We start from the raw sequence: 21,951 nt of genomic DNA on the forward strand, positions 1-21,951 counted from the left end.
GCTGATTCCGATGACCACACCCTTGGAGAACGCGATCCTGCAGTTCATTCTCGATTTGCTGCGCGATCCTAAGGCCGCGGCGGCGTACTGCAACGCGCCGGACAAGGTCATCGAGGAGGCGCAGCTGTGCGCGACCCCCGAATACATTGCCGCCTGCGCGCCGATGGTGGCGCGCGGCGTGTGCGATGCGGGGAGTGCGCCGTTGCGGGGCATCGTCGGGTGTGGCGGTGGGGGAGGTCATGGGTTCGGGGGTGGGGGTCATGGTGCCGGGTTCTATGGTGCCGGGGCCGGGCCGTCGATGTTCTTCGGGCCGGGGCGTTGGTTCGGGCCGGGGCAGGGTGGGTTCGGGCACGGTGGTCGTGGTGGTCATGGTGGCGGGGGCCACGGTGGGCCCGGCGGTGGTGGGGGTGGTGGCCGGCCCGGTGGACCCGGTGGGCCCGGGGGACCGGGAGGACCCGGGGGACCCGGCGGTTGGCCGGGTGGACCCGGTGGGCCTGGCGGACCCGGTGGACCTGGCGGAGGTACCGGCGGTAATACCACCAACAACAACAGTGGCAACACCACCAACACCAATAGTGGCAACACGACGAATAATCAGGGCAACGGGGACAACGAGATTTTCAGCCCCGACATTCTCACCGGCGATGTGCTCAACAATCCCGTGAGCAATGTGCTCAATGGCAATCCGCTCAGCAACGTGCTCAACGGGACAAATCTGGGCGGCGTGAATCTCGGTGATATCGCGAATGTCGGCAACGTGGGCGACGTGCTGAGCAATATCGGCAGCCTCGGCGACACGCTCAACGACGTGGGCAACCTGACCAACTCGGTCGGCGACATCAGCGGTCTCGGCGACGTGACCAATACCGTCGGAAACCTCGGTGACATCACCGGAATCGGCGATGTGATCGGCGGCGGCAACACGATCGGCGACGTCACCAACCTCATCAGTGGCGCCAACATCGGAGATCTGCTGAGCGGCAACACGGTTGGCGACATGACCAACCTGGTCAGCGGTGCGAACGTCGGCGATATCGGCAGCACTCTCGGTGACATCACCGGTATCAACGCGCTCAACCAAGCTGCCCACATCGCGACCGAGATGACCGACGCCTTCAACGCCGTACAGATCGGCGACGCCTTCCTCGGCAACCTCAGCGCCCCCGTCACGGTGGTATCCGGTTCCCTCGGCGGCGTGAGCGGCGTCCTCAACGGCATCAGTCCGATCAGCAATATGTTCAACGATTTCAGTGATATCGGCGATGTGGGCCATGTGCTCGAAGAGCTGGCCATCGGCAATTTCCTTTCCGCACTCAACAATGTGGGGATCGGGACCGTTGGGGATATCAGCGAAATCGGTTCCGTGGGTGATGTGAGCAATGTTGTGGGAGATGTACTCGGCGGTGTCATCAACGTGGGATCCGTCGGAGACGTCCTCGGTGATGTGACGACCGGTGATGTGGTCGGGAACGTGCTCAACGGCGCCGGCTCGGTCGGCGATGTGAGCAATGTGGTGAATCAGGTTGTGGGCGACCAGAACCTGAGCGAGGTGCTCAACGACGTGACCGTCGGTGGGGTCAGCGAGGTGCTGAACGGGTCGAACGTCGGGGACGTGCTCAACGGGTCTGTGGGTGACGTGATCGGTGATGTCACGAATGTGGGCTCGGTGTCGGAGGTGCTGAACGAGGTGGGCTCGGTCGGCGAGGTGAGCAACACGGTGGGGGATGTGTTGAACGGTGCGCGGTCTGTGGGTGATGTGAGCAATGTCGTTGGATCCGTGGTGGGTGATATCGGGTCGATCGGTGATGTGAGCGAGGTTGTCGGTGGGGTCGGCAACGTGAGCAATGTTGTCGGGGACCTGACCGAGGTCGGCAATATCGGCAGCGTTGTCGGCTCCGTCGGCGACGTCACCCAGAACATCGGGTCCGTCGGTGATGTCACCGGGATCGGTGGGTCGGTGGGCGACGTGCTGTCCGATATCGGCAGCGTCGGCGGGGATGTGGGCTCCATCGGTGATGTGAGCGGTGTGGTCGGGGATGTCGTCGGTGGGGACGTAACCAATGTCGTGGGCAACGTGATCGGTGGGGACGTAACCAATGTCGTGGGCGACGTGGTCGGCGGGGACGTAACCAATGTCGTGGGCGATGTGGTCGGCGGGGACGTCCTCGGTTCGGTGGGCTCCGTAGGTGACGTGACCAACGTCGTCGGCAATGTCGTCGGCGGCGATGTGCTGGGTTCGGTCGGCGACATCGGCTCTGTCGGAGACATTCTCGACGGCGGTATCGGCACGGTCGGCGATGTCACGCAGTCGGTCGGTGACGTCTCCGGCGTGGCAGGCGACCTCACCAACACGATCAGCGAAGTCGGTTCGATCAGCGAAGTCACCGGTGTGGCCGGCGATCTCACCCAAACCGTCGGCGATATCGGCTCAGTCGGCGATGTATCCGGCATCGCAGGCGATGTCATCGCCACGGCCGGCGACATCGGTTCCGTGAGCAATGTGGTCGGCGATGTGGGTTCCGTCGGCGGCGATGTCCTCGGCTCCGTCGGCGACATCACCGGCATCGCGGGTTCGGTCGGCGAGGTGACCGGCGTAGCAGGCGACCTCACCAACACCTTCGGCGACGTGACCAACACCGTCGGCTCCGTCGGTGACGTGAGTGGAGTCGCGGGCGACCTCGTTGGCGGAGATGTCTCCGGTGTTGCGGGCGACGTAATCAATTCCGTCGGCGATGTTTCCGGTATTGCCGGGGACGTCAGCGGCGTCGCGGGTGACGTGAGCGGCGTGGTAGGCGATATCGGTTCGGTCAGCAATGTGGCCGGCGATATCGTCGGCGGCGATGTATCCGGGGTAGCGGGCGACGTGACCGGCGTCGCGGGCGACATCGGTTCGATCAGCAATCTCGTCGGTGACGTGGTCGGCGGTGACCTGATCGGTTCGGTCGGCGATGTTTCCGGCGTCGCGGGCGACGTGAGCGGCGTCGCTGGCGACCTCACCAACACCATCGGCTCGGTCGGTGACCTGACGAACGTGGTCGGAGATATCGGCAGCGTCGGCGGCGACCTGACCAACACGGTCGGCTCGGTCGGCGACATCACCGATGTCGGTTCGATCAGAGACATCACCGGTGTGGCCGGCGACCTGACCAACACGGTGGGCTCGATCAGTGACGTGACCGGTGTCGCGGGCGACCTGACTGGCGTCGCGGGCGATGTCTCCGGTGTGGCGGGTGACGTGACCGGGGTCGCCGGCGATCTCACGAACACCGTCGGTTCGGTGGGCGATGTCGCGAACAACGTCACCGGTGTGGCAGGCGATCTCACTCAGTCTGTCGGCGACGTAACCGGAATCGCGGGTGATTTGACCGGCGTGGCGGGCGACTTCACCGGCGTCGCAGGGGATTTCACCAATACCGTCGGCTCGGTCGGTGATGTGACGAACGAGCTCACCGGCGTGGCAGGTGATATCACGGGCATCGCTGGTTCGGTCGGCGAAGTGACCAACACGGTCGGCGACGTGTCCGGTGTCGCGGGTGATCTCACCAACTCGATCAGCGACGTGTCGGGCGTGGCAGGGGGTCTGACGAACTCGGTAGGCGACGTCACGGGCGTGGCCGGAGACCTGACCGGTGTGGCCGGCGACCTCACGAACACTGTCGGCTCGGTCGGCGACCTTACGAATACCGTCGGCGACGTCACCGGTGTAGCGGGCGACCTCACCACCACGGTTGGCTCCGTCGGTGATTGGACCAACGCGGTGGGCAACCTGACCGGAGTCGCCGGTGACGTGACAGGCGTCACGGGCGATCTGGTCGGTTCCGTCGGCGACGTGACTGGCGTCGCAGGCGATCTCACCAACACCGTCGGCTCGGTCGGTGACGTGACGAACGCCGTCGGTGATCTGACCGGCATCGCGGGTGATGTGTCCGGCGTGGCAGGGGACCTGACCGGCGTGGCGGGCGATCTGACACAGACCGTCGGCTCGATCGGCGACGTCACAGGTCTCGCGGGAGACGTGTCCGGTGTGGCAGGCGACCTCGCCAACACCTTCGGAGACGTGACCAACACTGTCGGCAATATCGGCGACGTGACGGGGGTCGCTGGTGACCTCACCAACTCGGTTGCCGGGGTGGCGGGCGACGTGGTCGGCTCAGTCGGCGACATGACCGGAGTGGCCGGTGACCTCACCAATACGGTCGGGTCCGTCGGCGATTGGACCAACACGGTCGGCAACCTCACCCAGTCCATCGGCGATGTGACCGGTGTGGCAGGCGATCTCACCAACACTGTGGGCGATGTCAGCGGGGTCGCGGGCGACCTGACCGGTGTCGGAGGCGATCTCACCAACACGGTCGCTTCGATCAGTGATGTGACGGGCGTGGCGGGCGATGTCGTCGGTTCGGTGGACGACGTGACAGGAGTCGCCGGCGATGTCATCGGCTCGGTGGGCGATGTGACTCAGACCGTCGGCAACATCAGTGATGTCACCGGCGTTGCGGGCGACTTGACCGGTGTGGCCGGTGACCTGACCGGCACTGTCGGATCGGTCGGCGACATCACCGGGGTAGCAGGCGATCTCACGAACACCGTGGGTGATGTCAGCGGCGTCGCGGGCGACCTGACTCAAACAGTCGGTTCCGTCGGCGACGTGACCGGAGTCGCCGGGGACGTGTCCGCGGTGGCCGGAGATCTGACGCAGACCGTCGGCAACATCAGCGAAGTCACTGGCGTCGCGGGCGATCTCACCGGTGTGGCGGGCGACCTGACCAACACCGTCGGCTCGGTGGGCGACGTGACGGGTGTCGCGGGTGACCTCACCCAGACTGTCGGTGACGTAACCGGAACCGTTGGCTCCGTGGGCAACTGGACCAACACGGTCGGTGACGTGACCAATGCGGTCGGCTCTGTGGGCGACGTGACCAACACCGTGGGCGATCTGACCGGCGTCGCGGGTGACCTCACCCAGGCGGTCGGCAATATCAGCGACGTGACCGGCGTCGCCGGGGACCTCACCCAAACCGTCGGGTCCATCGGCGACGTGACGGGCGTGGCTGGTGACCTCACCAACACCATCGGCGACGTGACCGGCAATGTCGGTTCGATCGGCGATATCACCGGCGTAACAGGCGATCTCACCGGTGTCGGCGGCGACCTGCTCAGCGACATCACCGGCAACACAGGAGACCTCACGGGGGTCGCGGGCGATCTCACGGGCATCGCGGGTGACCTGACGGGCAACTCCGGCAACCTCACCGGTGTGGCGGGCGACCTGACGCAAACAGTCGGTTCGTTCGGTGACGTCACCGGTGTCGGCGGTGACCTACTCAGTGACCTCACCGGCAACTCGGGTGACATCACCGGAATCACGGGCGGCCTCGTCAACAACGCAGGCGACATCACCAACACGGTCGGTGATGTCAGCGGTGTGGCGGGTGACCTGCTCAGCAACTCGGGCGATCTCACCGGCAACACGGGCGATCTGACCGGCACAATCGGTGATGTCAGCGGCGTCGCGGGTGGCCTGATCAACAACACCGGTGACCTCACCGGCATCGCGGGTGACCTGACCGGCGTGGCAGGCGACCTGACCGGCACAGTCGGTTCGATCGGTGACGTGACGGGTGTCGGCGGCGACCTGCTCAGCGACCTCACCGGCAATTCGGGCGACCTGACCAACACAGTCGGTGATGTGAGTGGTGTCGCGGGTGACCTGCTCAGCAACTCCGGTGACCTCACTGGCGTCGCAGGCGACCTGACCGGTGTCGCGGGTGATCTCAGTGGTATCGGCGACGTGACCGGCGTCGGCGGCGACCTTGCCGGGGACGTGACGGGCATCGCGGGTGACTTGACCGGCAATACCGGCGACCTGACCAACACGATCGGTGATGTGAGCGGTGTCGCCGGTGACCTGCTCAGCAACTCTGGCGACTTCACTGGGGTTGCGGGCGACCTCGTCGGCTCGGTCGGCGACATCACCGGCAACACAGGGGATCTGACCGGGATCGCCGGCGACCCGAGCGTCGTCGGCGACGTTACCGGCGTCGGCGGCGATCTGCTGAGCAACGTCAGTGGCGTGGCGGGTGACCTGACCGGCAACACGGGCGTTATCGGCGACATCACCGGTGTGGCAGGCGGACTCGTCAATGGCGATGTGACCGGTGATCTGATCGACGGCACGGTCGGCGATGTCACCGGTGGCCTCGTCAACGGTGACGTGACCGGCGACCTCATCGACAACACGGGCACGATCACCGGCATCGCCGGCGACGTGATCGGCACGGTCGGCAACAGTGGTGACATCACCGGTGACCTGGTCGACGGCGACATCACGGGCATCGCAGGCGACCTGACCGGAGTGGCCGGTGGGATCGTCAATGGCGATGTCACCGGTGGCCTCGTCAACGGTGATGTGACTGGCGACCTCATCGACAACACCGGCACGATCACCGGAGTCGCGGGCGGGCTGGTCAACAACGCAGGCGATATCAGCGGCGTCGCGGGCGACCTCGTCGGTTCGGTCGGCGACATCGGCAACAGCGGCGACCTGACGGGAGTCGCAGGCGATGTGATCGGCACGGTCGGCAACAGTGGCGATATCTCCGGCGACCTGCTCGACAACTCCGGCGACATCACCGGCGTGGCAGGCGGGCTCATCAACGGCGACGTGACCGGTGACCTGGTCGACGGAACTGTCGGCGACCTCACCAACGTCGGCAATATCAGCGACATCACGGGCGTGGCGGGCGATCTGACCGGCAGCCTCGTGAACGGCGACGTGACCGGCGATCTGATCGACGGCACCGTCGGCGACCTGACGAACGTCGGCAACATCAGCGACATCACCGGTGACCTGGTGGACGTGACCGGTGTGGCGGGTGATCTGACCGGTGTAGCCGGTGACCTCGTCAACGGCGATGTGCTCGGCGACGTAACCAACAACGGCGACATCGGCGGCGTGATCGGTTCGGTCGGTGACATCACCGGCAACAGTGGCGACCTCACGGGCGACCTGCTGGACAACACGGGCGACATCGGAGGCGTGGTCGGCGACATCACCAATTCGGGTGACATCGGAGGCCTCATCGGCTCCGTAGGCGACATCACCAACAACGGCGATATCGCCGGGGTAGCGGGAGGACTCGTGAACAACACCGGAGACGTAGTGGTTGACATCACCGGCAACAGCGGAGATCTGACGGGCATCGCGGGCGGCCTGGTCAACGGCGATATCACCGGCGACCTCATCGACAACTCGGGCACCGTGGTCAGCGATCTGGTCGACAACGCGGGCACGATCGGCGACATCACAAACACCGGCGAGCTGGTCGGTGACATCACCGGCAACAGTGGCGACCTGACCGGCGTCGCAGGTGACCTGCTCGACAACTCGGGCGGAGTACTGAACGACCTCACCAACAACGGCGACATCACCGGTATCGCAGGCGGTTTGGTGAACGGCGACCTTACCGGTGTGGCTGGTGACCTCACCGCGGGCTTGGTGAACGGCGATCTCACCGGAGTGGCTGGTGACCTCACCGCGGGCTTGGTGAACGGCGACCTGACCGGTGTGGCGGGCGACCTCACCGCAGGTCTGGTGGACGGTGACATCACCGGTGTCGCAGGGGATCTCACCGGCGACCTCATCGACAACAGTGGCGATATCGGTGGGCTCATCGGCTCCGTCGGTGACATCACCGGCGCAGGCGACGTGACAGGCGTCGCGGGCGATCTGACCGGTGTGGCAGGCGGCCTCGTGAACAACACCGGCGATATCACCGGCGATCTCTTTGACAACTCGGGCGCCATCGGTGGCGTGGTCGGCGACATCACCGGCGGACTCGTCAACGGCGATATCACCGGTGACTTGATCGACGGCGACTTCACGGGTGCAGCAAGCGATCTCATTGATAACACCGGTGATATCGGCGGCCTCATCGGTTCGGTCGGCGCCATCACCGGCAACACCGGCGACCTGACCGGTGTGGCAGGTGACCTGACCGGCGGCCTGGTCAACGGTGATATCACCGGCGACGTGACCGGCATCGCGGGCGGCCTCGTGAACGGTGACATCACCGGCGACCTCCTCGACAATTCCGGCGACTTGACCGGTGTCGCAGGCGATCTCACTGCCAGCCTGGTGAACGGAGACGTGGCCGGGGACCTCGTCGACGGCGACTTGACCGGTATCGCAGGCGGTTTGGTGAACGGTGATGTGATCGGCGATATCACGAACACCGGCGATATCACCGGCATCGCGGGCGGCTTGGTCTCCAACACGGGCGACATCGCCGGAGACCTCATCGACGGCGATGTGACAGGCGACCTGATCGACGGCGGCCTGACCGGCATTGCCGGCGGCCTCGTCAATGGGGATGTCACGGGCGACCTGATCGACGGCGACGTCACCGGAGACCTGCTGGACGTAACCGGCGGCCTGGTCAACGGTGACGTGACGGGCGATCTGATCGACGGTGGAATCACCGGTGTCGCAGGCGATCTCACCGGCGTTGCAGGTGACGCTATTTCGAACAGTGGCGACATCACCGGCGGCCTGGTGAACGGCGACGTGACCGGCGATCTCATCGACGGTGGACTGACCGGCATCGCGGGCGGTCTCCTAAACGGCGACGTCACCGGAGACCTGCTCGACGTGACCGGTGGCCTGGTCAACGGTGACGTGACGGGTGACCTGGTCGACGGCGACATCACCGGCGTGGCAGGTGGCCTGATCTCCAACACAGGCGATGTCACCGGTGGCCTCGTGAACGGCGACTTGACCGGTGTCGCAGGCGATCTCACTGCCGGGCTGGTGAACGGCGACGTGGTCGGAGATGTCACAGGTGGCTTGGTGAACGGTGACGTCAGCGGTGATCTGCTCGACGTGACCGGCGGCCTGGTCAACGGTGATGTGACCGGCATTGCGGGTGATCTCACCGCAGGCCTGGCGAACGGTGACCTGGTGAACGGAGACGTGACCGGCGACCTCATCGACGCCGGTCTCACCGGAATTGCCGGCGGCATCGTCAATGGCGATATCACCGGCGACCTTCTCGAGAACTCCGGTGATATCGGCGGCCTGGTCGGCTCGATCTCCGATAACGACATCACCGGTGTCGCAGGCGATCTCACTGCTGGTCTCGTGAACGGCGATCTCGTCGGCGATGTGACAGGTGGTCTGGTCGATGGTGATGTGACCGGTATCGCCGGTGGAATCCTTAACGGGGACGTCGTCGGTGACGTGACGGGCGACCTCGTCGACGGCGACGTCACCGGCGGGCTGGTGAACGGCGACCTCGTCAACAACATCGGTGACGTGACCGGTGTGGCGGGCGGCCTGGTGAACGGCGACGTGGTCGGCGATCTGGTCGACGCGGGCGACATCACCGGTGATCTGGTCGATGGCGACCTGACCGGTATCGCGGGCGGAATTGTCAACGGGGACATCGTCGGTGACGTCACCGACAACGACATTACCGGCGACTTCCTCAACGATCTTTCGGCCGTCACCGGCGGCGTGGTCGACGGGGACGTGCTCAGCGACATCACCGGTGCCGCGGGTGGCGTGGTGAACGGCGACATCACCGACAACGACATCGTCGCCGGTGTGGTGAACGGTGATGTGCTCAGTGGCATCACCGACAACGACGTCACCGGCGACCTCGTCGACAATGTGGGCAACGTGACCAACAACGGCGACGTGGCCAACCTGATCGGCATGACCGGCCTGGCCGCCGCGGTCACCGGCATCGCGGGTGACGTGGGCACCGGCGACCTCATCGGAAACTTCGACCTGGCAGGCATGGCCGGCGACCTGTTCGACAATTCCGGCGACATCACCGGCGTCGCAGGCGGACTCGTGAACGGCGACGTGATCGGTGACGTCACCGGCAACGAAGTGGTCGGCGGAATCCTCAACGGCGACATCACGAACACCGGCGACATCGGCAACCTGGTCGGCGACATCACCGGAGGCGACCTGACCGACGTCGGCAACATCACCGGCGACCTCGTCGACGGCGACCTCACCGGCATCGGCGCCATCGGCGACGTGACAGGCGATCTCGTGGACGGCTCGATCGGTGACATCACCGGGGATCTGGTGGACGGTGGTCTGGTAGGTGATCTGACCGGCGTCGCAGGCGACCTCACCGGTGTCGGCTCGATCGGCGACGTGACCGGCGATCTCATCGACGGTTCGGTCGGTGACATCACCGGGGATCTGGTGGACGGCGGTCTGGTCGGTGACCTGACCGACGTCGGCAACATCACCGGCGACCTCGTCGATGGCGGTCTGGTCGGTGACTTGACCGGTGTCGCGGGCGATCTCAATGGCATCGGCGACATCACCGGTGATTTAGTCGACGGTGGTCTGGTCGGTGACCTGACGAACGTCGGCTCTATCGGCGACGTGACCGGCGGCCTTATCAACGGTGACGTGACGGGCGATCTTGTCGACGGTGGCCTGGTCGGTGGTTTGACCGGGGTCGCGGGCGACCTGAACGGCATCGGCGACATCACGGGTGACTTGGTCGACGGCGGCGCCGTCGGAGATCTGACCGGGGTGGCAGGTGACCTGACCGGAGTCGCGGGCGATCTCAACGGCATCGGCGACATCACGGGCGACGTGGTGGACGGCGGAATCGTCGGCGACATCACCGACATCGGCGACACCACTGGCGACTTGGTCGACAACGACTTCACCGACGTCGGCAATATCGCCGGAATCGTCGGTGACCTGACCGACGTGGGCAATGTCGGCGACGTGACCGGCGGCCTCATCAACGGTGACGTGACCGGCGACTTGATCGACGGCGACTTGGTCGGCGACATCACCGGAGACCTTGTCGACGGCGATATCACCGGCGATCTGATCGACAACGACTTCACCAACGTGGGCAATATCGCGGGCCTCGTCGGCGACCTGACCGGCGTCGGTTCTATCGGCGACGTCACCGGCGATCTCGTCGACACCGGTGACATCACCGGCGACCTGATCGACGGCAACCTCGTCGGCGACGTGGTCGGCGACCTGACCGACGTCGGTTCCGTCGGCGACGTCACCGGCGATCTCATCGACACCGGCGACATCACCGACAACCTGGTCGGTGTCCTGACGGACGTCGGTTCCATCGGTGACATCACGGGCGACCTGATCGACGGCAACCTCGTCGGGAACGTGACCGGCGACCTCACAAACGTCGGCTCCATCACCGACTTCATCGACACAGGCGACATCACGGGCGACATCGTCGACAACGAACTCGTCGCCGACCTGACCGACATCGACGTGACCGGCATCGCCGGTGACCTGACCAGCACGGTGGGCGACATGACCGGACCTTTGAGCGGTAACGACATCTCGGGCACGATCGGCGACATCCTCAGCGGCAATGGCGGAGGCGGCGGCGGGGGAGGTGGCGGCGGGACCGGTGACGTCACCTGGGTCGGCGACCTGGTGAGCATCACCGACTCGTTCAGCGACATCACGAACGTGTTCGGTGACTGGTCGAACATGATCGGCGACATCAGCGGCTCCTTCGGTGACCTGTCCGGCGCGTTCGAGAACCTGAACGTGAGCGACGTCTTCGGCGACGTGACCGGCGTGTCGGGCGATTGGTCCGCGATGATCGCCGGCCTGAGCGACAACGCGCTCGAGATCACCGGCTTCGGCAGCGGCGTGGTGAGCGAACTGGTGAACGTGTCCGGCGACTGGAACAACACGGTCGAGGGCATCACCGGCAGCTTCGGCGACGTGGTCGGCATCGGCGGTGACGTGGTGAGCATCGGCGGCGACCTGGTCGGCTCGGTCGGAGGCGTCGGCGGTTCGATCGGCGACGTCACCGGCTCGCTCACCGGGATCGGCGGTTCGGTCGGCGACATCACCGGTTCGCTCACCGGTGTCGCGGGTGACCTGACCGGTGTCACGGGCGACCTGACCGGCGTGGCAGGCGACCTGACCGGTATCGCGGGTGACATCACCGGAATCGGCGGCAACCTGTCCGATGTGTTCGGCGACGTGACCGGCTCCTTCGGCGACCTCACCGGCTTCGGTGGCGACGTCACCGGCTTCGTCGCCGACCTGACCGGCATCGGCGGTGACCTGACCGGCTCGGTCGGCGATCTCACCGCCTTCTTCGGAGACTTCACCGGTATCGCCGGTGACGTGGCCGCCTTCACGGGCGACCTGACCGGAACCTTCACCGGTGTCGGTGGTGACCTGATCGGCTCGGTCGGTGACCTCACCGGCGTCGGCGTGACCGGCGTCGTCGGCGAGGTGGTCGGCGATGTGACCGGCTCGTTCGGTGACATCACCGGCGCGACCGGACTGATCGGTGATCTGGATCTGGCGAACACGATCGGCGACGTGACCGGCTCGGTCGACGTCGGCGATATCGGTGGTGATGTGACCGGCGTCGTCGGTGACATCGCGGGAGATGTGACCGGAGTTGTCGGCGCGGTCGGCGACGTGACCGGGGTGGTAGGCGACCTTGACCTTGGAATTGGGGATGTGAGTGACATGGGTGACATCAATATCGGCGGCGAGAACAACATTTTCGGTGCGGGCCTCAACGATGTGAACGGCATCGGCGACAACTTCGGCGGCATCGCCGACAACTGGGAAGACGTGCAGATCCAGGGCATCGGCGGCCAGGTCGACGAATCGCTCAACAACTTCGGCGGCCTCGGCAACGGCGTGCTGGCAGGCGCTCTCGGCGAGGGCCTGGTCGGCGGCGACCTCACCGGAATCGGCGCCCACGATGTCACCGACGCGGTCGACGTGAACGACGTGTTCGACGGCGGTGTCGCCGGTGTGACAGGCGGCCTTCTGAACGGCGAGGGCGGTCTGGCCGGTGCGGGCGGTCTGCTCAGCGGCAACGATGTCACCGATTTCGCCGACTTCACCGACATCACCACCAACGGCATCGGTGCCGCGATCGACGAGAGCTCGGTCCTCAACGACGTGGTCGACGGCGGCGTGGCCGGCGTGGCAGGCGGCGTCCTGAACGGCGAGGGCGGTCTGGCCGGCGCGGGCGGCGTCTTCAACGGCAACACCTTCGAGGACATCACCGCCAACGGCGTCGGCGCCGCGGTGGACGACGTGTCCGATGTGGTCGACGGCGGCATCCTGTCCGGCAACACCTTCGAGGACATCACCACCAGCGGCATCGGTGCGGCGATCGACGAGAGCTCGGTCCTCAATGATTTGGCGGCGGGCGACGGCATCGGCAACGGCAACGTGGTCGGCGGCATCGTCGGCGCGGTGACCGGCGACGGCGACGGCGGCCTGCTCGGCACCGGCGGCGTCCTCAACGGTGACGGTGGCCTGGCCGGTGCGAGCGGCGTGCTGAACGGCGACGGCGGCCTGCTCGGCGCGGCAGGCGTCGGCAACGACCTGCTGGCAGCTGGCGGCGACGGCGGCCTGTTCGGCGGCGCCGAGGACACCACCATCAACGGCATCGGTGCCGCGATCGACGAGAGCGCGATTCTCAACAACGTGAACGTCGAGGACGTCACCGGCATCGGCGGCAACGTCGACGATCTGGGCGGCGTCCTCAACGGCGGCCTGCTCGGCGGCGGTGAGGGTGGCTTGCTCGGTGGCGTCACCAACACCGGCGACGTCACCGGCGTCGGCGATCTGGTCGACGGCGGTGTGGCCGGAGTGGACGACGGCATCCTCAACGGCGCGGTGTTCGAGGACATCACCACCAACGGCATCGGCGCGGCGATCGACGAGTCGAACGTCCTCAACGACGTGGTCGACGACGGCATCCTCACCGACACCCTCGACGGTGGAGTGGCAGGCGGCCTGCTCGGCAACGCGAACTTCAACGACATCACCGCGAATGGCATCGGTGCCGCGATCGACGAGTCGAACGTGCCGATCCTCAACGACGTGGTCGACGGCGGCATCGCCTCCGGCCTCCTCGGTGGCGAAGGCGGCCTCCTCGGCGCCGCGAACTTCGAGGACATCACCGCGAACGGCGTCGGTGCGGCGATCGACGAGAGTCCGATCCTCAACGACGTGGTCGACGACGGTGTGGTCGACGTCCTCAACGGCGCGGCCTTCCAGGACATCACCGCGAACGGCGTCGGTGCCGCGATCGACCAGAGCCCGATCGGAAACGACCTGGTCGACGGTCTGATCAACGGCTCGAACTTCGAGGACATCACCGGTGTCGGCGGCAATGTCGACAGTGTCGGCGGCGTCATGAACGGCATGACCGACGTGCTGAACCCGACCGCGGTGGCGGGCCTGTTCAGCAGCGGTCTGACGGGCAGCACCCACGAGAACACCGGTTCGACGAACTCCTCGCCGTACAGCAACGCCACCTCGGCGGCCTCGGACGGTGCGGCGTCGGCGGCGAACGCGGCCAGCGCGTTCACCGGCGCGGCGGCCTCGACCGCAGGCCTGGCCGGCCTCAGCGACGACGATCTGGGCTTCGACCTGGGCAACACCTTCGGCGACGCGGGCCTCACCGGCATCGCACCCGGTGAACCGAACCCCTCGGGCACCGGCCTGGAGACCGGCTTCGGCCCCCTCGACGCGGTGACCGGCGCGATCACCGGCGACGCGACCGGGGCCGGTCTGCTCGACGGTGTCCTGCCCGGTGACGACGCGCCCGGCGGACTCCTCGGCGCTGACCCGGGCGAGGTTCTCCCCGGTGGCGATGTGGCAGGCGACCTGGTCGACGAGGTGCTGCCGACCATGCACACCATGCCGTACGAGGACGGCAACCTCGTCGGCTCGGGCCTGGAAACCGGCTTCGGCGCGGTGGAAGGCCTCACCGGCGGCGGCCTCCTGGGCGACGTGCCCACCGAGGTGGTCGGCACGGGCGAACCGTTCGACACCCTCACCGGCGCCGGCTCGACGGTCGGCGACGCGGTCGACGCCCCGGTCCCCGGCTACGACTACACCCCGATGCCGACCACCGCACCGGACACCTCCGGCACCACCGGCGCGGCGACGGGCGGCCTGTCCGACACCACCGAGGCGGCGACCGGCGGGGTCTACGACACCACCGAGGCGGCCACGGGCGGTGTCACCGAAACCCTGGACAGCGTGGATGTGGGCGGCGCCTTCGGCCCGGGCCTCGGCGCCACCGACACCGGCCTGCTGGGCGACTCGTCGAGCACGACCACCCCGGAGGCCGACGACGGTGGCCTCCTCGGCGGCGGCCTCCTCTGAGGATCGTCATGACGACTCCGGCGAAGACGTCGGCAGCACCGTCAGCAGCCACCCCGCTGCTGACGGTGCTCGGCGACACGATCGAGGCGGCGCGCGCCGCCGACCGCGACGACCTGGTCGTCCGGTTGGAGGCGGTCGCGCAACGGGTAAGGGATCCGCGCAGGCGGATCGTGGTGACCGGTCAGCTGGAACAGGGCAAGAGCCGTTTCGTCAACGCGCTGCTCGGGCTGGATGTGTGCCGGGTCGGCGACGACCAGACCACCACCATCCCCTTGCAGCTCGAGTACGGTGCCGTCCCGCGCGCCGAGCTGGTGCTCACCGCGCCGGGCGCGAGCGACATCCGCGTGGAGGTGCCGTTCGACGAGATCGGTTCCCTCGACGCCCGCAGCCCGTACGCGCAGGGCCGCCAGATCGCGCGGATCGAGGCGGCGGTGCCGAATCAGCTGCTCAGCGAGGGCATCGTGCTGGTCGACACCCCTGGTGTCGGCGGGCACAGCAGCGCGTATTCGGCGGCCGTGCTCGGCATGGTTCCGGCCGCCGACGCGGTGCTGCTGCTGAGCGATGCCTCCACCGAACTCACCGAACCCGAGCTGTCGTTCCTGCGGCAGGTCAAGGAACTGTGTCCGACGGTCGCGGTGCTGCTCACCAAGGTGGACATGTATCCGCATTGGCGTCAGGTCGCCGAGGCCGATCGCGGGCACATCGCCCGGTCGGGGCTCGAGATCCCGATGCTTCCGGTGTCGTCGCTGCTGCGCGCGCACGCGTTGCGCACCAACAATGCCCAGCTCGGTCGCGAGTCCGGTTTCGGCGCGCTGTTCGCGTTCCTGAAGGAACAGGTCGTCGCCCGCGACCAGGTGTCGACCAGGGCCGCGGTGGCACGCGAACTGCATGCGGCGGCCGAACATCTGGCCCTGGTCCTCGGCAGCGAACTGATCGCCCTGCGCGACCCGGAACGCTCCGACGACGCGATCCGCGAACTGCAACGCGCCCGCACCGCCGCCGAGGACCTGCGCCGCAGCTCCGGCTACTGGCAGCAGACCCTGCAGGACGGCATCACCGACCTGATGAGCGATATCGACCACGACCTGCGCGAACGCCTGCGCGCGGTGGCCCACACCGCCGAGGACTGGATCGACGAACACGATCCGGGCAGGCACTGGCAGGCCATCGCCGAGTGGCTCACCGGCACGGTCGACACCGCCCTCGGCGACAACCTGCTGTGGACGCACACCAGGGCCGAAACCCTGGCCGAGCGGGTCGCCGAACATTTCGGCAAGGCCAGCGCCGTCGACCTGCCCGATGTGGACAACGCGATGGATGCCGAGGGCACGGGCGCGGCGGCGGGCACCCTGGCCGGTCTCGAACCCGATATCAGCGTCACCAGCAAGGTCCTCGTCGGCTTGCGCGGCTCCTACGGTGGCGTGCTGATGGTCGGTCTCGCCTCGACACTGGCCGGCCTGGCATTGCTGAATCCGCTGTCGATCGGCGCGGGTGTGCTGGTCGGCGGCAAGGCCTACAAGGACGACAAACAGTTGCGCCTGGCTCGCAAGCGCGCCGAGGCCAAGGCGGCGGTGCGGCGGTTCGTCGACGATGTGGCGTTCCAGGCGGGCAAGGAGGCCAAGGACCGCATGCACCGCATCCACCGGGCCCTGCGCGACCACTTCACCGGTGTCGCCGAACGCAGCCTGCGCTCGATCGATGCCTCGCTGAAGGCCGCGCAGGACGCGGCGAATTCGGCGGTGAACAGCCGGTCGGGTCGGCGCGGCGAGCTCGAACACCAGTTGGTGCGGGTCGCCGAGTTGCGCCGCTACGCCGACGGCATGCTCGAACTCACCTCGGCGCCGGGCAGGCAGCGTTCGTATTCGGCGCCGTCACCCGGTGTGCGGCCGGTGCCCGCCGAGGACGGACGCCGGTGAACGCCGTGTTCGCTCCGGCGCGCGAGGGTGTGTTTAAGTGAAGGAATGATGCTCGCCGCGTGGGTCGAAGCGGAGGCCGCGCGCCGATGAGACACTATCGGCCCGAATCCCCGCTTCCCGGCGGCGCACCCACCGCACCCACGACCGGCGCGGGCGAGGCGCACCGGCTCGTCGAGGCCGCCGCGCGGGAACTGCGCGACCCCGGCGCCCGGCAGTTGATCGACGAATGCGCCGAGCGGTTGCGTCAGCCGCTGCGGGTCGCGCTGGCCGGTTCGATCAAGGCGGGCAAGTCGACGCTGCTCAACGCCCTGGTCGGGCAGAGCATCGCCCCCACCGACGCCACCGAATGCACCCGCGTGGTCACCTGGTACCGCAGCGGAACCACCCCGACGGTGACGGCGTTCGCGGCCGACGGCGCGTCGGCGAACGTGGCGGTCCGTCGAGGGGCCGGAGCGCACGGTCTCACCTTCGAGCTGTCAGGTCTGCGCTGGCAGCCGCCGGGCACGCACGCCGTCGACCACCTGGAAGTGCGCTGGCCGACGGCCGAGTTGTCACGCACCACCATCATCGACACGCCGGGCACGTCGTCGCTGTCGCACGAGGTGTCCGAGCGAACCATGCGCCTGCTCACCCCCGCCGATGTCGAACCCGGCGCCCTGCGCATCCCCGGCGCCGACGCCGTGGTCTACCTGCTGCGCCGCCTCGACGCCACCGACGTCCATTTCCTCGAACAGATCGGCTCCGGCGGTCCGGCCGGTCCACTCGGTGTGGTCGGGGTGGTGTCGCGAGCCGACGAGATCAGCGCGGGCCACATCAACGCCCTGAATTCGGCGCGCGATGTGGCCACCCGCTTCGCCACCGAGCTGGAACGCACCGGGTTGTGCCAGGCGGTGATCCCCGTGGCGGGCCTGCTCGCTTTCGCCGCCGCCACCCTCACCCAGCCCGAGTTCGCCGCGTTCGCAGCCCTGGCGGGGTTGCCCGCCGACACCCTCGAACTGGCCCTGCTCTCGGCCGACCGGTTCTCGCGCCCCGATATCGAACTGCCGGTATCGCCGCTGGTCCGCGCCCAATTGCTGGACCGGTTCGGCATGTTCGGTGTGCGGATGGCCACCGAACTCGTGCGCACCGGCGTGCGCGACGCGGCGTCGCTGTCGGCCGAGCTGAGTGCCCGCAGCGGCATCGACGAGCTGCGCCGGGTCCTCGACGTGCAGTTCGGTCAGCGGGCCGAGCAGCTCAAAGCCCATTCCGCGCTCACCACCCTCGACCGGGTGATCACCGCCCACCCCGGCACCCCCGCCGACGAACTGCTGCCGCGCGTGCGCACCCTGCTCGCCGACGTGCACGGTTTCGCCGAGTTGCGACTGCTCGGCCGGTTGCGCGCCGACGAGTTGCCACTGCCACCCGACGACCTCGCCGAACTGTTCCGCCTGGTCGGCGGCGCCGGCGTCGCCCCGCACGTGCGCCTGGGCCTACCCGCCGACACCGACCCCGCGACGATGCGCGCCCATGCCCTCGACGCGGCGCGCAAGTGGCGCACCAGATCCCGGCATCCGCTCATCGACAAGACGACAGTCGAGGCGTGCCTGACCGCCGTACGCAGTGTCGAGGGAGCACTCTCCCAGCTACCGGGCTGATCCTGTCTCCCAATTATTTCGCCGATCGATTGGGCTTGTCGCTGCTCGATACGGCATGATTCCGCCGTGACCACGACGATCGGCGACCCCGTCCGGGTACTGACGGACGCGCAATGGGCGCTGCTCGAATTGCTGCTGCCCACCTCGGCGGGCCGTGCGGGCCGTGACTTCGCCAACAATCGTGTCGTGGTCGAGGGCATGCTGTTCTGGCTGCGTACCGGTATCGCGTGGCGTGATCTGCCCGCCGAATTCGGTCCGTGGCAGACGGTCTGGAAACGGCAGCGCCGCTACCAGGCCGACGGCACTTGGGATCGTCTACTCACCGCCTTGGCCGCCATGGCCGACGACGCGGGCAACCTCGCCTGGGTGCGGCGAGATATTTAGGAGACACCGATTTTTCGGCCCCGAAAAGGTCACACTCTTCATCGGTAACGATTTCGTTGCGGAATCGGACTAGCTTTCCGAACACTCGCATGGCCAAGCGTGAAAAGCACCCACCGACAGACGAGTACGGATCCGGCGCAAGCCCCGATCTGGAGGAGCTGACCCGAATGAACCCCACCGCGATCCTCGAGTTCATCCTGAACCTGCTGCGCGATCCCCAAGCCGCAGCAAACTATTGCGCCAACCCCGTCCACGTCCTCTGCGAAGCGGACCTCCCCGCCACCCCCGCCGAGATCGCGGCCGCCGCCCCCACCATCGCCGCCACCCTCTCCACCGACTGCACCTCCACCCTCACCGCCCTCAACACCGCCGCCGCCTCGGTGACCACCGCCGCCACCACCTCGGTAGCCGCCACCACCGCCGCAGCCGTCACCACGGCCGCCGACATCGAAACCGGCCTGGAAACGACCGTCGACCTCGGCGCCACCGTGGGCACCGGCCTGACCGCTGCCGCTGATGTTTCCGCCGGTTTGGGCGCGTCTGTGGGTGCTGGTCTGGGTGCTGTCGCTGATGTGTCTGCTGGTTTGGGCGCGTCTGTAGGTGCCGGCCTGGATGCAGCCGCCGATTTGTCTGCCGGATTGGGTGCGAGTTTGGATGCTGCCGCTGAGGTTTCAGCCGGTCTCGGTGCGTCTGTGGGTGCCGGTCTGGGTGTTGTCGCTGACGTTTCCGCCGGTCTCGGTGCGTTTCTGGGTACCGGCCTGAGTGCCGCCACTGACGCAACCACAGGTATCGGCGCGACCTCGAACACCAGCCTCGACGCGGCAACCGACGTAGCAGCAGGCCTCACAGCAGGTCTGGGCGCCGGCGTGAACACAGGCCTCACAGCTGCCACCGACATCGCCGCCGGCCTGGGCGCCATCAGCAGCACCACAGCTGCCACCGACATCGCCGCCGGCCTGGGCGCCATCAGCAGCACCACAGCTGATCTGGGTGCGACCACTGACATCACCCTCGATGCGGTGACCACCGCAACTACCGGCCTCGGAACCACCCTCGAAGCCGCAACCGACGTAACCACCGACCTCACGGCCGGCCTCGGTGCAGGCGCGGATGCCGCCGTCGACCTGGGCGCGGACGTCACCGCAGGTCTCGGGACGACCACAGGTCTCCTCGCCGACGCATCGGCAATCATCCACTCGGCCGTCACCACGACCACCGACACCACCGCAGACCTCGGCCTCGAACTGACTGCCGCCACGAATAGCGCGGTAGGCGAGAGCCTTTCGTTCGGACACGATTCGGTGATCGGTGCCGCCACCGGTCTCGATTCCGCCCTCGATTCGGTGGCCACCGCCGGTGCCGACCTCTCCGCAACGGCGGGAACCGACCTTGGAATCGGTGCCACCGTCGCAGGCGCACTCGACGCCACCACGGGTGTCGCCGCCGGCCTCGGCACGACTGTGAGCGGCCTGACTACAGCAACAACCGAGACCGACCTCGCCGTCTCCGCAGCACTCGACGCCACCAACGCTGCCGCCGTCCAGTCGGCACTGTCCGCCAGCACCGCTGCGACTACCGGCCTCGAAACCGGCCTCACGACCGCAGGCTCGATCGGCACAAACGCTGTCGCCGACCTCACCGCCGGCGCCACTGCGGGCTTCGGCGCGACTTCGGGTCTCGCCGCCGGGGGTGCGCTGGATACTGTCGCCGACCTTGCCGCTGGCTCCACGGCGGGTCTGAACTCCGCCGCCCTGTCCGGGATGGGTTCGTTGGGCTCGGGTTTCGATGCCTCTGCTTCCGGGTTGACCGAAGGCGTTGCGGGGCTGGGCACTTCCGTTGGTGGTGCGTTCGAGACGGGTCTTGAAACAGGACTTTCGGGGGCGGGTGGGGTCGGGATGCAGGTCGGTGCGGCTGCGAATGCCGGTGCTGCTGCGGCGACTTCGCTGACCGGTGCGGTCGCCTCGACCACGCAGATCGGCCTCACCGGCGCAGGCGCCGATCTCGCCGCCGGTCTCACGGGCGCCGCGGCGACAGCGGACCTCGGCACTCAAATCGCCGCAGGCCTGTCCACCGGTGCAGCCGCGACTCTCGGCGCTCCCTTCACCGCCGCCCCGGCCACCGGCCTCGAAACCGCCCTCAGCACAGCCTTCAACACCGATCTCGCCGCAGCCTCGACCGTCGACACCGCGGCCGAACTCGTGTCCACCTCGGCCTTCGATACCGCCCTGGTCGGTGCTGCGAACACCACCACCGCACTCCAGTCCACCCTCACCGGCGCAGTAGCGAACTCGACCGGCATCGCCACCGGCCTCGGCGGCATTGCCACCGCCGGAGCCCACGCTTCCGCGGACGCCGCCGCCAACGCAGCCGCGTCTGCCGAAGCCGCAGCCAGCGTTGCCGCAACCGCCGACGTAACAACCTCCGCCGCAACAGGTCTCGAACTCGGCCTCGGCACAACCCCCGACTGGTCCACCGAAACCGGCGTAGCCGCAGGCCTCGGCTCCACCATCCACTCCGAGCCGCAACTCGATTCCACCTTCACCACATCCACCGGCTTGGAATCCACCCTCGGGGCGACCAGCGGCTTCGAAACCGTGGCATCAACCGCCTTCACCTCGGAGACCTCCATGAACCTCACCGGCGAAGCCACCACCGAACCCACCTCGACCATCGATTTCACCTCGGCCGCCGATACCTGGTCGACGGTCGACGTGGACAGCGCCTTCGGCCCGGCCCTCGGCGATTCCCCGCTCTCCGGCGGAACGGGCCTGCTCGACTCCTCGTTCACCGCCCCGGAGACCCAGTTCGACACCCCTGAAGCCCTGTAGTT

At 67.4% G+C, this 21,951-nt stretch carries 5 protein-coding genes; all 5 read left to right on the top strand.

The features are described 5' to 3' along the window. Positions 1-10: 10 nt before the first annotated feature. Positions 11-15,187: a hypothetical protein gene (locus ACSVDM_RS21320; protein WP_439267265.1), complete on the top strand. Its 15,177-nt coding sequence runs from the start codon at positions 11-13 to the stop codon at positions 15,185-15,187. 8 nt (positions 15,188-15,195) lie between these two features. Continuing rightward, positions 15,196-17,103: a dynamin family protein gene (locus ACSVDM_RS21325; RefSeq protein ID WP_439267267.1), complete on the top strand. Its 1,908-nt coding sequence runs from the start codon at positions 15,196-15,198 to the stop codon at positions 17,101-17,103. 86 nt (positions 17,104-17,189) lie between these two features. Beyond that, positions 17,190-18,737: a dynamin family protein gene (locus ACSVDM_RS21330; protein WP_439267268.1), complete on the top strand. Its 1,548-nt coding sequence runs from the start codon at positions 17,190-17,192 to the stop codon at positions 18,735-18,737. A gap of 66 nt (positions 18,738-18,803) precedes the next feature. After that, on the top strand, positions 18,804-19,121 hold the full coding sequence (locus ACSVDM_RS21335; protein WP_439267270.1) for a transposase: 318 nt from the start codon (positions 18,804-18,806) through the stop codon (positions 19,119-19,121). A gap of 167 nt (positions 19,122-19,288) precedes the next feature. Then, positions 19,289-21,949: an IniB N-terminal domain-containing protein gene (locus ACSVDM_RS21340; RefSeq protein WP_439267272.1), complete on the top strand. Its 2,661-nt coding sequence runs from the start codon at positions 19,289-19,291 to the stop codon at positions 21,947-21,949. Positions 21,950-21,951: the final 2 nt, after the last annotated feature.

Origin of the sequence: Nocardia sp. JW2, from assembly GCF_051843015.1 — a bacterium.
Classification (GTDB): Bacteria; Actinomycetota; Actinomycetes; order Mycobacteriales; family Mycobacteriaceae; genus Nocardia; species Nocardia coubleae.